Source organism: Roseateles sp. GW821-FHT09H11 (genome assembly GCF_059415845.1).
The window spans coordinates 218,202-232,342 of sequence record NZ_JBWKOA010000001.1 but is presented as its reverse complement, the minus strand read 5'-3'; the positions used below and the strand labels follow the sequence as shown (position 1 = coordinate 232,342).

The 14,141-nt window shown below is 69.9% G+C and carries 15 protein-coding genes and 1 pseudogene; 5 read left to right on the top strand and 11 right to left on the bottom strand.

All coding sequences use genetic code 11. From position 1 onward, the window contains the following. Positions 1–72: 72 nt before the first annotated feature. Positions 73–2,484, top strand: a complete 2,412-nt coding sequence (locus AC07PR_RS00970) for an ATP-binding protein (RefSeq protein WP_495134058.1) — start codon at positions 73–75, stop codon at positions 2,482–2,484. A 47-nt stretch (positions 2,485–2,531) separates the two neighbouring features. Continuing rightward, positions 2,532–2,990, top strand: coding sequence for a ferritin-like domain-containing protein (locus AC07PR_RS00965; RefSeq protein ID WP_377154847.1), 459 nt, complete (start codon positions 2,532–2,534; stop codon positions 2,988–2,990). Between the two features lie 119 nt (positions 2,991–3,109). Here AC07PR_RS00965 and AC07PR_RS00960 read toward each other — a convergent pair whose 3' ends face one another. From AC07PR_RS00960 to AC07PR_RS00945, 4 genes are all read right to left on the bottom strand, one after another. Then, entirely contained in the window at positions 3,110–3,628 is a 519-nt protein-coding gene (locus AC07PR_RS00960) for a hypothetical protein (protein WP_495134057.1), read from the bottom strand. Continuing rightward, complete coding sequence (locus AC07PR_RS00955; RefSeq protein WP_495134056.1) at positions 3,603–3,977, bottom strand: hypothetical protein; 375 nt, start codon at positions 3,975–3,977, stop codon at positions 3,603–3,605. The genes AC07PR_RS00960 and AC07PR_RS00955 overlap by 26 nt, the downstream gene beginning before the upstream one ends. A gap of 232 nt (positions 3,978–4,209) precedes the next feature. Continuing rightward, positions 4,210–4,590 carry an ElaB/YgaM/YqjD family protein gene (locus AC07PR_RS00950; protein ID WP_377154844.1) on the bottom strand — a complete coding sequence of 127 codons (381 nt, stop codon included), beginning with the start codon at positions 4,588–4,590 and terminating at the stop codon, positions 4,210–4,212. Between the two features lie 105 nt (positions 4,591–4,695). Then, the gene (locus AC07PR_RS00945; protein ID WP_377154843.1) at positions 4,696–5,202 is read right to left on the bottom strand and encodes a hypothetical protein; all 507 of its coding nucleotides are present in this window, start codon (positions 5,200–5,202) and stop codon (positions 4,696–4,698) included. Between the two features lie 304 nt (positions 5,203–5,506). Between AC07PR_RS00945 and AC07PR_RS00940 the strand changes: the two genes are divergently transcribed. Next, positions 5,507–6,040 carry a response regulator gene (locus AC07PR_RS00940; RefSeq protein WP_495134055.1) on the top strand — a complete coding sequence of 178 codons (534 nt, stop codon included), beginning with the start codon at positions 5,507–5,509 and terminating at the stop codon, positions 6,038–6,040. Between the two features lie 22 nt (positions 6,041–6,062). Further along, positions 6,063–6,650: pseudogene (locus AC07PR_RS00935) on the top strand (D-glycero-alpha-D-manno-heptose-1,7-bisphosphate 7-phosphatase); the annotation flags it as partial. A gap of 13 nt (positions 6,651–6,663) precedes the next feature. On the opposite strand, the gene AC07PR_RS00930 reads toward AC07PR_RS00935, so the two are convergent. The 6 genes from AC07PR_RS00930 to AC07PR_RS00905 all read right to left on the bottom strand — a co-directional run bounded on the left by AC07PR_RS00930 (position 6,664) and on the right by AC07PR_RS00905 (position 13,071). Further along, positions 6,664–7,854 carry a DNA topoisomerase IB gene (locus tag AC07PR_RS00930; protein ID WP_495134054.1) on the bottom strand — a complete coding sequence of 397 codons (1,191 nt, stop codon included), beginning with the start codon at positions 7,852–7,854 and terminating at the stop codon, positions 6,664–6,666. A gap of 100 nt (positions 7,855–7,954) precedes the next feature. Further along, entirely contained in the window at positions 7,955–9,418 is a 1,464-nt protein-coding gene (locus tag AC07PR_RS00925) for a sigma-54-dependent transcriptional regulator (protein ID WP_377154840.1), read from the bottom strand. A gap of 280 nt (positions 9,419–9,698) precedes the next feature. Next, positions 9,699–10,046 carry a hypothetical protein gene (locus tag AC07PR_RS00920; protein ID WP_483106585.1) on the bottom strand — a complete coding sequence of 116 codons (348 nt, stop codon included), beginning with the start codon at positions 10,044–10,046 and terminating at the stop codon, positions 9,699–9,701. Positions 10,047–10,222: 176 nt separating this feature from the next. Continuing rightward, the gene (locus AC07PR_RS00915; protein WP_483106586.1) at positions 10,223–10,921 is read right to left on the bottom strand and encodes a DUF2968 domain-containing protein; all 699 of its coding nucleotides are present in this window, start codon (positions 10,919–10,921) and stop codon (positions 10,223–10,225) included. Positions 10,922–11,010: 89 nt separating this feature from the next. After that, positions 11,011–12,069 (bottom strand): glycosyltransferase family 9 protein, encoded by a 1,059-nt coding sequence (locus tag AC07PR_RS00910; RefSeq protein WP_483106587.1) that lies wholly within the window; start codon positions 12,067–12,069, stop codon positions 11,011–11,013. A gap of 87 nt (positions 12,070–12,156) precedes the next feature. Next, positions 12,157–13,071 (bottom strand): YihY/virulence factor BrkB family protein, encoded by a 915-nt coding sequence (locus AC07PR_RS00905; protein ID WP_483106588.1) that lies wholly within the window; start codon positions 13,069–13,071, stop codon positions 12,157–12,159. 143 nt (positions 13,072–13,214) lie between these two features. On the opposite strand from AC07PR_RS00905, the gene AC07PR_RS00900 reads away from it, so the two are divergent. Beyond that, complete coding sequence (locus tag AC07PR_RS00900; RefSeq protein ID WP_067272510.1) at positions 13,215–13,556, top strand: PRC-barrel domain-containing protein; 342 nt, start codon at positions 13,215–13,217, stop codon at positions 13,554–13,556. Between the two features lie 86 nt (positions 13,557–13,642). Here the strand turns inward: AC07PR_RS00900 and AC07PR_RS00895 are convergent, their stop codons facing one another. Beyond that, positions 13,643–14,098, bottom strand: coding sequence for a CBS domain-containing protein (locus tag AC07PR_RS00895; protein WP_377154834.1), 456 nt, complete (start codon positions 14,096–14,098; stop codon positions 13,643–13,645). Between the last annotated feature and the right edge of the window lie 43 nt (positions 14,099–14,141).

Sequence of the window (14,141 nt, the reverse complement as noted above, 5' to 3'; positions counted from 1 at the left end):
CGCCCTCGCTGGCTCGTCCTCGCCGCCGGCCTCTGGCCGTGGCGGCCCGACCGTTTCTCCGCCCGACCGCCCATGCCCCTGCCGATCCGCTCCCGCCTGCTCGTGCTCGTCCTGTCCGTGATGCTGCCCGGCATCATCGCGGCGCTGTGGGTCAGCTGGCAGACCTGGAGCGACGAGCAGGACGCCACCGTGCGCCACATGCGCGACAGCACGCGGGCCTTGTCCATGGTGGTCGACAAGGAGCTGGCCCGCCGCGCCGGCATCGCGCGGGTGCTGTCGCTGTCGCAGATCCTGGACGCGTCGCCGCAGATCCCGCCCGATGACCTGGCCATGCTGGAACTGCAGTCGCGTCGCGCGATGCAGGGCCTGTCGGGCTGGGTGGAACTGAACGCGCCCGACCGGACGCTGTTCAGCACGCGCCTGGCGCCGGGCCGCCTGCCCGAGACCTCGACGGTGCCGTCCGCGATGACCGCGGCCTCGGCGCCGCCGGCCGCGTCCCCGACCGTCGGCGCGGCCCCCGGCACGATCGCGGGCACCGCCGGCACCGCCGGCACCGCCGCAGCAGCGGCCTTGCCGCCGGACCTGCCGACCGCCGCCGCCTCACGCCCGGTGCTCGTTCGCGAAGGCGTGCCGCTGGTGGAGCAGGCCGTCATGGGCGACCTCGGTCCCGATCCGGCCACCGGCCAGCTGCGTGCGCAGATCATCCAGCCGATCGAGCGCGGCGGCCATGTCTGGCTGAACATGAGCATCGCCGTGCTGCCGCAGGAGCTGCAGCAGATCATCGATGGGCAACGGCTTCCGCCCGACTGGACCGCGACGATCATGGACGGCCGCGGCACCGTCGTGGCACGCCATCCGGGCGGCATCAGCTACGCCGGACGTCCGGGCACCGACGACCTCAAGCGCCTGATGGCCACGCGCGACGAGGCGCAGTTCGAGTCGGTCAACCTCGACGGCAAGCCCGTGCTGGGCTACTTCAGCAAGTCGCCGCAGGGCTGGACGGTGGTCACCGCGGTGCCGCGCGACGGCGGCCCGGGCGGCTTCGGCGCCCGCGCGGCGCTGCAGCCGATCGCGATCGGCGCGCTGCTGCTGGTGCTGGTCGGCATGTTCGGCGCCTTGTGGATCAGCCGGCGCATCTCCGGGCCGATCCACGCGCTCAACGAGATCGCCAACGAGCTGCGCGCCGGCGAGCCGGTGCGCGCGCGCAAGACCGGCATGGTCGAGTGCGACGAGGTCGCGCTCGCGCTCGAGGATGCGAGCGCCGCGATCCACCAGGGGCGCTACGAACTCGAGGAGCGCGTCAACGAGGCCATCGACCGCACGCGCGAGGCCGAGCAACTGAGCTCCCGTTCCCAGCGCACGGCCGCGCTGGGCCGGCTCACCGGCGGCGTCGCGCATGACTTCAACAACCTGCTGGGCGTCATCAGCAACAGCGCCCACCTGATCCAGCGCAGCCCGCATGCCGAATCGCTGGCGATGCCGCTGGGCGCGATCATGCGGTCCGTCGACGTCGGCAGCCGCCTGACCCAGCATCTGCTGCGCGTCGCGGGCCGCCAGCCGGTCCACCCGCAGGTGGTGGACCTGCGCTCGACGCTGGGCGAGATGAAGGAACTGCTGGTCACGGTGCTGGGCAAGCGCATGCAGCTGGCCATGACGATGGCGCCGGACCTGCCGAGCGTGCGCGTCGACCCGTCGGAGCTGGAGCTCGCGCTGATCAACATCGCGCTGAACGCGCGCGACGCGACCAACGGCATGGGCGAGATCACCGTCGAGGCCGGCCGTGCGTCGCCGGGCGACGTGCAGGACCTCGCGCCCGGCGAGTACGTCGCGATCAGCGTGACCGACCGCGGTCCGGGCATCCCCGACGACCTGCTGGCGCGCGTCTTCGAGCCCTTCTTCACCACCAAGCCCGTCGGCAAGGGCACCGGCCTGGGCCTGAGCCAGGTGCTGGGCTTCTGCGTCCAGGCCGGCGGCACGGCGCGGGTGGCGAGCCAGCTCGGCGCCGGCACGACGGTGACGCTGCTGCTGCCGGCGCAGACAAGCGCGCGTCTCGTGCCCGACGCGACGCGCGTCGACGGGACCGAGCGCACGCGCGACGACGGGCGCACCAACAGCCTGGCCGGCATGCGGGTGCTGCTGGTCGAGGACAACGAGGAACTCAACCGCGTCACCGCCGGTCTGCTGCGCAGCTTCTCCTGCCAGGTGCTCAGCGCCAAGGATGCGGACGAGGCGCTGCAGCTGTTCGGCAGCGGCGCGGCCGTGGACATCGTCCTGTCGGACGTGGTGATGCCAGGCTCGATGGACGGCCAGGCGCTGGCCCGCGAGCTGCGCACGCGCCGCCCGGGACTGCCCGTCGTGCTGATCAGCGGCTACAGCGAGGCGCTGACGGCCGAGTCCTCGTTCATCGTGCTGCGCAAGCCCGCGTCGCCGTCGCAGATCCTGGAGGCGCTGCGGCGCGCGATGGGGTTGCCGACGGGTACGTGACTTGCTGATTCATGGCATCACCACTCCCCCGATCGGAAAGGACTGCCATGGACAACAAGGACGTCATCGACGAACTGAACACGCTGATCGAGACCTGCAAGGACGGCGAGTACGGATTCCTGAGCTCCGCCGAACACGTCAAGAGCGCCAGCCTGCGCGAGGTCTTCGCGCAGCGCGCGGCCGACTGCCGCCAGGCCGCCTCTGAACTGCAGCAGCTCGTGCGCCAGCACGGCGGCACGCCCGAGGACGACGGCAGCGCCGCCGGGTCGCTCCACCGCGGCTGGGTCGCCGTCAAGGGCACGCTGACCGGCTACAGCGACAAGGCCATGCTCGAGGAATGCGAGCGCGGCGAGGACGCGGCCGTCGCGCGTTACCGCAAGGCGGCGCAGAAGGACCTGCCGGCCGGCGTGCTGGAAGTCGTCCAGCGCCAACTGGCCGGGACGCTGCGCAACCACGACCAGATCAAGCTGCTGCGCGACCAGGCGCGCAATGCCGAGAAGGTGTAAGGCGGTCTCGATTCCCACCAACGCAAAGCGCGCCCTCGGGCGCGCTTTTTCGTTTCATCGGGCTTCGTGCTGACGCGCGGCTTCTCATGTCTCCGCGCGGGCCTCCACGCGGGTCGTTCTCAAGTCTCTTCGCGTCGCTTCTTGCGGCCCTGCAGGAAGCCCGCCAGCACGCCCATCAGCAGCTGCGCGACCTCCGGACCGACTTGGCCGCGCAGGCGCGTCGGCACCAGCCCCCAGAGCACGGTGAGCAACTGCAGCGTGCCGAGTTCCGGGCGTTCGGCGCCGGACTCGGCGTGGGTGCCGCCCCGGGCCTCGCCCGGCGCCTGGAAGGCGTGGGCGCGCGAATCGTCGGCACGGTGCCGGTCGTGCCGACGCCGCTTGCCGCGCACCAGGCGCCAGAAGATCCAGCTCGCGCCGGTCCCCAGCGCCGGCAGCAGCCAGCGGCCCGGCGTCATCACGGCCTTGCCGCGATGCTGCAGCGAATCCCAGTGCAGCCGGAACTCCAGGTCGCGACGCACGACGCGGAGTTCCGCCATCTCGATGCGCAGCGTGAGTTCCTCTATCGACGCCGGTTCGCCCCCGTGATCGGGGACGTCCGGGATGCGACGGGGGTCAGGACGGTCTGGGGTGGCTGGCATCGGGGCTCGGTTCCTCAGGATCCATCGGATCGTTGAACAGCCAGTGGAACTGGCGGCGGGACGCCGGCAGCGCCAGCATCGGCGTCAGCGCCTTCATCGCGGCGACGACCCACACCAGCAGCAGCAGGTTGATGACCAGCACGCCGGCGAAGGCCCACGGCCAACTCAGCCCGAAGTGCACGGCCAACGCGACGAGCAAGGCCCACAGCGCCAGCCAGGCCGTGGCGCCGGCGATCGCGGCAACGACGCCGAGAATCGCCAGACTGACCAGACCGTGCCTGGCGCGGCGCAGCTCCAGCGCCAGCAGCAGCAGTCGCCCGGACAACATGCCGCGCGCCGCGCGGGCCATGCCCTGCAGATCGCCGAGCCAGCCGGCACCGGTGGGCGGGACCCCGCCCGAAGGCGAAGGCCCGCCCGTCGGGCCTGATGCGCCCGGTGCGCCCGGTGCGCCCGCAGCACCCGCCGTGCCGGAGGCCCCTCGGGGCCCCTCGGACAACGGCGGTGGTGGTGGTGGTGGCGGTGGGAACGGGGGCGGGAAGGACGGCGAGGCGTGCGGCACGTCGCTCATGAGCGCGCCGCGATCAGCGCGTCAGACGCGCGATCAGCAGGCCGACCGCCAGCGCGGTGCCGACGGCCATCAGCGGATGTTCGCGCACGTTCGAGCGCAGGCTGTCGCACCACTCGTTGCCGGTCGTGCGCAGGCGCTCGGCGCGCTCGTGCAGCAGTTCGTTCGTGTCCTCCAGGCTTTTCTGCAATTGCTGCGCCTTCGGCGCGGCGGTGGTCGCGAGGCGGTCGATCGTCGCGTGCGCCTTGTCGGCGACGCGGCTCACCAGATCGGCGGCTGCGGTGCTCGACGGCGTGGCGCTCGACGATCCCGTGCCGTTGGCCAGCTTGGCGGCGTCTTCGGCCGTCGTGAACGGCACGGTCTTGTCGCTCTTCTCGTTGTTGGGCGTGGTGCTCATGGGAAGTTTCCTTTCGTGGTGCGCAGTGGCAGCAAGGGCATGGATCGGTGGAGAGCGAGATGGCAAGCGGCGTGCCTCGACGGCGCGACCTGGGGAAAGACCGGCTCAGCGCGGCAGCGGCGGCTTGGGATGCGTGTCCAGCCCGCGGTGCGGCGACTCGGACACCTGCGGTCGGCCGCCCTCGGGTTCCAGCATCTCCTCGATGATGAAGTGGCCGTAGTACTGCGCGCGCTCGGCGTGGTTGCGGCGCGCGATCTCGGCGATCTCGCGCGCCTGCGCATCGTCCCTGGCCTTGACGACGAGGAAGTGGTAGCCCCGCTCGGCCAGTTCGCCCTGGCTGCGCAGCAGGTTGATCTCCTGCCCGATCGCGGCCAGCGGACTGGCGCGTTTCAGGTCGCGTTCGACCAGCTCGATCATCTCGCGGTCGGTGATCGCATGCAGGTCGGCGTCGGCGATGCCGTGCGCACTCAGCGCCGCGCGCGCCTGGCCGGCATCGGCCGCGCCGGGAAAGCTGATCACCAGGTGATCCACCGGCTTGTACACGCCGAAACTGGTGGGACGCTCGTCGTCATCGGGCTTGTCGGCGGCGCCGGGTCGGAGGCTGGTGGCCATGGAAGCTCCTTGAAGTGAGGCGTGAGTCTTCCCGGCAAGGCAAGCCTCGTACCCATTGCAAGCAGCGCCTTTCCCGCAGGCGAACCGGAGAAAAAAGAAGGCCTACTCAACGTGTCACCGAGATTGACGGATGGATCATCGACCGGTTACACCGGACGAGCCTACTGCCTCCGGGAAGCGTCGATATCGACCCGGTGCAGGTCCGGTGCCCCCGCATGGAATCCCCAGGGTTGGGGAGACTTTCAGGCACGGCGATTGCCCTCTCTCGCGACCAACCGTATTCGAACAGGGAAGGAGCGAAACGATGAACGACGGTCTTACGTCGGTGCTGTACGTCGAAGACAGCCCTCTCAACGTCATCGTGATGGAGGCGATGTTCGAGCAGCGCCGCGACCTGCGCCTGCACGTCGCCGAGGCCGGCATGCCCGCCTGGCGCCTGAGCGCGCAGCTGCAGCCATCGCTGCTGCTGGTCGATCTCCACCTGCCCGACTGCCACGGGTCGGACCTGCTGAAGCTGCTGCGCATGCGGCGCGGTTGGGCGCAGGTGCCGGCGATCGCGGTGACGGCCGATTCCGATTTCGACGCCCTCGGCTGCGGTTTCCTCGAGCTGTGGGCCAAGCCGCTGGATGTGCGCAGGACGCTGGCCCGCCTGGCCGAACTGCTGCCGCCGCCACGCGGCTTGCGACCCGCCGACTCGATTGCCGCGCCCGCCGACGGACTGCAGACCGGCGTCATGATCGATCCGGCCGCCGACAGTGCCAGACGGGAGCCGGGCCTGATGGCCCGGCACAAACAGTCGCTGGCGCCGCGCCAGACCGACTACGGTTGGGTGCGCTGAGCGCGTCGCGGAGGCTGCCCCCGTGACCGCCTGGCTCGACGCTCCCCTCGCCACCCTTTCCCTCCACGACCTGGATTTCTCCCGCCAGCGGCCCGATGGCCCTTTGCCGGGATCGCTGCGCCCGGCGGTCTTTCTCGACAAGGACGGCACGCTGGTCGAACCCGACGACGCAGCCATCCACGATCCTTCGCGTCTGCGGCTGATGCCCGGCGCGGGCGAGGCGCTCGCGCGGCTGAGCGCGGCGGGGCTGGCGCTGGTGCTGGTCACCAACGAAAGCGGCATCGCGCGCGGCGCGTTCACCCGTGTCCAGTTCGCGCATCTGCAGGGCGCCCTGCTGCGCCGCCTGAAAGACGAATTCGGCGTGGCGCTCGACGACGTTGCGGTCTGCCCGCACGCGCCCGATGCGCAGGGCCGTCCGGCCTGCCTGTGCCGCAAGCCCGCGCCCGGCATGCTGACGCGCGCGGCGCGGGCGCACGGCCTCGATCTGGGTCGCTCGTGGATGGTGGGCGACCTGCTCGACGACGTCGAGGCGGGTCATCGCGCCGGGGCCACGGGCCTGCTGCTCGACACCGGCGGCGAGACCGTCTGGCGGCGCTCCCCGCTGCGCGAGCCGGCGGGCGTCTTCAGCGACTGGCCGTCGCTGGCCGAGCACCTGCTGCGCGAGGCGGCGTCGGCCTCGACGTCGACGGCGCTGACGGACGAGGCGCTCGACGCCCCGCTGAGCCCGGCGAACGGGGCGTCGACTTCCTCGCCGAAGGCTTCACAGGTTCAGGCGCAGGCGCAGGCGTAGCAACCTCCACGCGAGGCTGCGTCCGGAGCAGCCCCATGAGCCGCCGCTCCGCGACGCTCAGGCCGGCCACCGCCGGCGGCTGGCCGATCCAGCGCTGCGACGGCAAGGTCGCCAGACGGTCGGACTGCCCCCATGCCAGCACCGCCGGGTGGATGTAGGACTTGCGGCAGACCGCCACGGTGTTGCCCAGCCGCGCGGCCACCTCCTTCACCGTCTGCTTCAGTGCGTCGACCGGCGCGGTGCCGGCGCGGGCGTGGTCCGACAGCAGGTCCAGCGCCAGCACGCTCGCGTGCCAGGTGCGGAAGACCTTGGCGCTGCAGGTCGGACCGCCGGCGGTGGCGAGCCAGTCGTTGACGTCGGAGGCATCGATGCGATGGGGCTCCCCCGCCTCGTCCTCGTAGCCGAACAGCTCCTGCCCGGGCAGATCGCGGCAACGGCGCACGAGGGCCGCGACGCGGTCGTCGCGCACGGCAAGCTGGTGACGCACGCCGCTCTTGCCGGGGAAGCTCAACAGCAGCGCGTCGCCCTTCACCTTCACATGCCGGCACAACAAGGTACTGAGGCCGTAGGAGCCGTTGCTGCGCGCGTACTCGCGATGGCCGATGCGCATCCAGGTGCGATCGAGCAGCCGCACCAGCGCCGCGATGACCCGTTCGCGGTCGAGGCTGCGATCGACACCGTCCGGGCGCAGCCGACGCTGCACCTGCCTGCGCAGGCGGGGCAGGCGCTGGCCGAAGTCCAGCAGCAGGCTGAACTTGTTCTCGCCGCGCAGGGCCATCCAGTCGGCGTGATAGCGGTACTGCTTGCGACCGCGCGCGTCGCGCGCCGTGGCCTGGATATGGCCGTCGTCGCGGGTGCAGATCCACACGTCCTCGTAGGCAGGCGGAATCGCCAATGCGCGGATGCGCTTCAGGGTCGATGCGTCGCGCACCGGCCGCCCGGCGGCATCGACATAACGGAAGCCCTTGGCCGCGCGCTTGCGGCGCAGACCGGGTTCGCAATCGGATACCCAACGCAACGACATACGAGTCCTCCTGCCTTTCCCAAGGCAGGCCGCATGCCAGCACCGCTGGCCCTCACCCCCGCCCTCTCCCGCAAGCGGGAGAGGGGATCCGAGGAAAGGCTTACTGCTCGGCCTTGTCCGCCGCCGCCGCGTCTTCGGCAGCGTATTCCTTCAAGCGGTTGTAGAGCGTCTTGAGGCTGATGCCCAGCACGGCCGCGGTCTGTTCCTTGTGGTGCTTGTAGTGCTGGAGCGTGGCCAGGATGAAGGCCTTCTCCACCTGCGCCATCGAGCTGCCGAGCGGCATCGTGATCGACGGACCGGAGGTTTCCGCCGCCGTCACGAAGGCCGGCGCCGGCGCGGCTGCCGGGACGCCCCCGCCAAGGCTGGTGACCGCCGCGGCCGACGCAGCCGTGGACTGCGGGTCGGCGCCTTCGCCCTTGGGCAGCCACTGCTCGTCGACGACATCGGCCACCGCCATCACATACGCGCGCTGGACCGCGTTGCGCAGCTCGCGCACGTTGCCGGGCCAGTGGTAGGTCTGGAGCTGCGCCAGCGCCTTCGCCGTGAAGCGCTTGTTCTTGCCTTCCTTCGCCGCGATCTGGCGCAGGAAATGGTCGGCCAGCAGCGGCACGTCATCGAGGCGGTCGCGCAGCGGCGGCATCTCGATCGGGAACACGTTGAGGCGGTACAGCAGGTCCTCCCGCAGCTTGCCCGCCTGCACCGCCTGCAGCAGCGGGCGGTTGGACGCAGCGATGACCCGCACGTCGGCATCGAGCGTCGTCGTCGAGCCCACGCGCATGAAGCGCCCGGTCTCGAGCACGCGCAGCAGCTTGACCTGCAGCTCCATCGGCATCTCGGTCAGCTCGTCGAGGAACAGCGTGCCGCCGCTGGCGCGTTCGAAGAAGCCCTCGTGCTGCTTGTCCGCGCCGGTGAAGGCGCCCTTCTCGTGGCCGAAGATCTCGCTTTCGATCAGGTTGGGCGAGATGGCGCCGCAGTTCACGGCCAGGAACGGCTTCTTGCGGCGGCGGCTCAGGTCATGGACCGTCTGCGCGACCAGCTCCTTGCCGGTGCCGCTCTCGCCGTTGATGAAGACCGACACGCTGGTCCCCGCCACGCGCGAGATCTGTTCGTAGATCCGCTGCATCGGCTGGGTGCGGCCCCACAGCAGCCCGAAGTGACCGGTGTTGGCCAGGTTGGCGTTCAGCTCGGAGACCTCGGCCTGCAGCGCGGCGGGCTTCATCACCCGCGACAGCACGCCCTGCAGCTGCTTGATGTTGATCGGCTTGACCAGGTAGTCGGCCGCGCCCAGGCGCAGCGCCTGGATCGAGGTGTCCAGGCTGGCGTGACCGGTGATCAGCACCACCTCGGAGTTGGCCACCAACTGGGGATCCTGGAACAGCTCCATGCCGTTGCCGTCGGGGAGTTGCAGATCCAGCAGCACCACGTCGGGCTGCTGCAGCGCGATGTGCCGCCGGGCATCGCGCAAGGTATGGGCCACCGACACGGTGAATTTCTCGCTCGCGATCAGTTCCTGCAGGGTGGCGACGGAATCGATATCGTCATCCACGATCAACGCATGGGTCACCGGTACATCCTTCGTTATGGGGGGTGGTCACTTCTTTTGAGGCGGGACTTTCGTGAACTAGGTCAACCGAACTCATCTAACTCATTCTTGCAGCAAGCGGCCCGCTTGCCAGCCCCTTGGCGATTCGATTTGAAAAATATTCCGGTGAGAGCTGGTCGATGAGCGTCCGCACGCAAACGGCATACGAACAACACGCCCCACAAAACGACACCGGCCGCGGTCCGAGAACCACGCCGGTGCCGGCAAGCGGTCTGCGGGACCGCTGAAATCGACGGGGAACTCAGGCATCCCGACGGCGGCGCTGGACCCATCCCACCAAGGCCAAGGCGACGACCAGGGTGAGGAAGTTGCGGATCTCGAACGACGCGCCGGAAGACTCGCTATCGGCGTCGATGACGGAGGACGGGCTCGGAGACGCAGAGGTGCTCGGCGACGGCGTCTGACCCTGCGGGGCGGGACGGACACCGGCGGGAGCGTGGCGGGACGGGCCGTTCGCCGGGGCCGCGGCCTCCGGACGGACCAGCGCCGCGAGCCTGGCACCCTCCAGGAAACTGCCGGAGCTCTCCGCGTGGGCCACGGTCGCGGCCAACGTCAGCGGAATCGCCCAAGCAAGCTTGTGCAGGTGCATGAAAACCTCCTGTGATGGAAACGGGAGCGCAGTCGGGCATCCGTCCGGTCCGCGCGGTCGCCGAGCGTCCACGCGCGGCTCGCAGGAGAGGCAAGCACCGTGCCCGCACGAACGTCCTGTGACGATTTAGTTGCCGCGACATGGGCATGCGGGACATCCCGCAGGAGGTCAGGCGGTCAGAACAGCGCCGCACCCAATTCGAAACCGATCAGGCCGGCCAGTCCGGCCTGGAGCGTCGATCCGAAGGCACCGCATGCATCGAAGGGCGAAAACGCGCAGCGGTCCGCGAAGCTCATGCCATAAGGCGAGCAGATCGACGCAAACGGCGGGGCGTACGGGGGGTGGAACCTGGGACCGAATGAGCTGCAGCCGTAAGGATCGAAGCGCGTCCATCGGTCCGGCATGGCCCACTGATTCGGCATGGCCCATGGGCCGGACGCGGCAAACGGGTCCGGCACAGACCAGGGCGACAACGATCGCTGCAATTGCTGCACCTGCCGGTAGGCCTGCTTCAGCTGTTGCTGGGCCGCTCGCAGTTGCTTCTGGGCCTGCAGCAACTCGTGCCGGGCCTCGTTCTGCAGGGTCGGCTGCAGAGTCGGCTGCAGAGTGGGCTGCGTGGAGGGCTCCTGCTGTCCGGCAATCTGCCGGCGGAATCCGGCCAACAGGCGAGCCTGCTCCTTGTGCTGCTTCGCCTTCAGTTCGCTGAGGAAGGCTTTCACGTCAGGGCTGTCCTTGTCGACCGCGTCCTTGCCGTCGTCCACCTCGGCGTCATCGGGCAGCTCGGTGATCTGGATCGAGGAGGGAAACATCGACTCATCTGCGCCGCCGGGGAACGCCCGCGACGATGCCGAAGTCGATCCGAAATGGTTGTACATGGAATTCCTTTCGCTGAAGTGGCGCCACCCCTCGATCGGGGCTCGATCAGGGCTCGATCGCGATGTGTCGCTGCCGAACCCTCAGCGGTTCAGGAAAAGTTCATCTCGCGTCGCAAGGCCTCGCCGGGCAGCACGGCGGGCACCCGCGCCGCGGCGGCCACCGTCAGCGGCAGGTCGTCCGTGGCCACGACCACGCGGGCGCCGGCCGCCAGCGCGGCCAGTTCCCCGATCGACACGGTCGGCAGCAAGACGTGGCCCCGCTGCGGCATCGTCGCGCGCAGTTCGGCCAGGGCCGCCTCTTCGCCGGGCAACGCGCACAGCACGACCGCCGTGTCGTCCGCCCAGGCGTCGAGCAGCACGTCGGCCGCCGCCGCGAATGCCGCGGGCTGGCAGTGGCGCGCGCCGCCCCCGCCCGGGCACACCAGGACGTAGCGCTGACCGAAGCGCAATCCCGCTTGCTGCAAGGCGTTCCGCATCTGGTGGGTGTCCTTGGGCAGCAGCCGCAGGCGGGGACGCTCGTCGGCGGTGCGCATGCCGACGTGCGCCACCAGGGCGAGCTGACGGCGGGTGTCGTCGTCGGCGGCCGTGTCGTCCAGCAGCTCGTCGCTGAGCAGGCCATGCGCGGGCTCGCGAACATGGGCCAGCGTCAAGGGGATGCCTGCCATGCGGCACAGCAGGGCCGCCGGCAACGCGCTCTGCGACGACGGCGAGAACAGCACGGCCGCATCGAAGTGGCTGCGGCGCAGCTTGCGCACCAGGTGCATCTCGGCGTCGCCGCGCATCGTCGACGGCTCCGCGTTCAGCGCGGCAGTGCCGCTGGCGGTCCAGGGCGCGTTGAAGGTGACGACCTCGTCCACCGCCTGCAGATGCGGCCGCAACGCCAGCGCCTCGGGCGCGGCGAGCAGCGTCGACTGCGTCCACGGCATCGTCTCGTGCACCGCCGCGAAGGACGCGGTGGAGGCCAGCACGCCCGCCACGCCGTCCAGGCGCACCAGCAGTACGCGACGCACGTTGCACCATCGGCGGTGACGCTCCTCGGCCTGCGTGTGCGCGTCGACCGGCAGCGCGTCCAGCGCGAGCACGCCCGCGTCGCCCGACTCCGGAGCGGTCGGCGGGCGGGCGCGCTGTTCGAGGGACGTCGCGATCATCCCGTCGAAGTGGCAAGCGACGTGCCGGACGCAGAGCGAGGATCGGCGCGGGTTGGCGGGTGATCGCGTGCTCTCGCCGGGCGCGCGTCAGCCCGGCGCCAGCGTGCGCGTGGCCGTCTCGGCGGCCTGCTCCCGCAGGCTGTGGCGTTTGGCGAACGCCCAGCTCAGTTCGGCGCCCATCAGGAAGACCTGGGTCGAGTAGTAGACCCACAGCATCATGACCACCAGCGAGGCCGCGGCGCCGTAGGCCGAGCTCACGCCGCTGCGGCCGATGTACAGCCCGATCAGCGTCTTGCCGAGGCTGAAGAGCGCCGACGTGATCAGCGCGCCGACCCAGACGTCGCGCCAGCGCACGGGGACGTCCGGCACCCACTTGTAGATGACGGCGAACATCACCGTGATCAGCGCATAGGCGAGCGTCCCGTTCAGGATCTGCGCGAGCAGGACGAACTCGGTGCCCAGCCACGGCGTCCACCATTTGCTGATCGCGGCGAGCGCGGCGCTGGCCACCATCGAGACCATCGACAGGAAGCCCAGGCCGAGGATGAGGCCCAGCGACAGCAGACGCTTGCGCAGCAGCGTGACCAGCCCCTGCCACACCGGCCCGCTGCGCACGGTGGGCGCCTTCCAGATCCGGTTGAGCGAGTTCTGCAGTTCGGCGAAGACGGAGGTCGCCCCCACCAGCAGCACGATCGTGCCGATCGCGGCGGCCCAACCGCCCTCCTCCGGCCGGTTCACGCGCTTGAGCAGATCCTCGACCGCCGCGGCGCCGTCGGTCCCGAGCAGTCCGGAAAGCTGTTCCATGACCTCGCCGCGCGCGGCCTGCTCACCGAACACCAGGCCCGCCACGCTGATGACGATCAGCAGCAGCGGCGCGATCGAGAACAGCGTGTAGTACGCGAGCGCCGCGCCCATGCTGGGCGCGTTGTCGTCGCTCCAGCTTTGCGCGGCTTCGCTGACGATGTCGACGGCTTCCTGGACGGCGTGGGGCAGCTTGGGCATGCGGGACGGCCGCGGCGGAGCGCGGCATTGAGGGCGGCGTTGAGGGCGGGAAGGATTTTCTTTGTCGAGGCAAGAGAAATTCCCGCGGGCACCGGCACGGCGATTGCCTCGAAGGTCTTATCCCAACCACCAGGAGACCCCTCATGGCAAGCACCACCATCGCCTCGGATCGCGTCGAAGGCACCAAGGTCTACAACGGCAACGGCGACAAGCTCGGTTCGATCGACAACCTCGTGATCGACAAGCGCTCGGGCCTGGTCCGTTATGCGGCGCTGGAGTTCGGCGGCTTCCTGGGCATCGGCACCGACCGGTATCCGATCCCGTGGAACATGCTGAAGTACGACACCAGCCTGGATGGCTACGTCGTGCCGCTGCGCGAAGACCAGCTCGAGAAGGCGCCGCGCTACGCGCAGACCGACCGCCCCGAGTACTCCGACGAGTACGGCCGCAAGGTCTATGACTACTACGGCGTGGCATGGATGTGACGACGAACGTCGTCATCGAGCGTTGACATCCAACCTGCAATGAAGAACGCCCCGGAACTCCGGGGCGTTTTCAATTGAGCGGGCGCTCAGGCGGCAGTGGCGCCGTCCTCGGCCGGCCAGTCGCGGATGTAGGCCTTGAGCATGCGGTTCTCGAAGTCCTGCGCGTCGACGACCGTCTTGGCCACGTCGTAGAACGAGATCACGCCCATCAGCTGCCGGCCGTTGAGCACCGGCATGTAGCGCGCGTGACGGCCGAGCATCATGCGGCGGACCTCGTCGATCTCGGTCTCGGGCGTGCAGGTCAGCGGCGCGTCGTCCATGACGCTGCGCACCAGCCGGGTCCCGACGCTGCCGCCGTTGCCGACCACCGCCTGGATGACCTCGCGGAAGGTCAGCATGCCGACCAGATCGCCGAACTCCATCACCACCAGCGATCCGATGTCGCGCTCGGCCATGGTCTCCGCGGCCTGGGCCAGCGGGGTGTCGGGAGAGACGGTGAAGAGCGTGCTGCCCTTGACGCGCAGGATGTCGGAGACTTTCATGGACGTGGGAGAAAAAGCTTGACTGGCAACATAGCACACAATG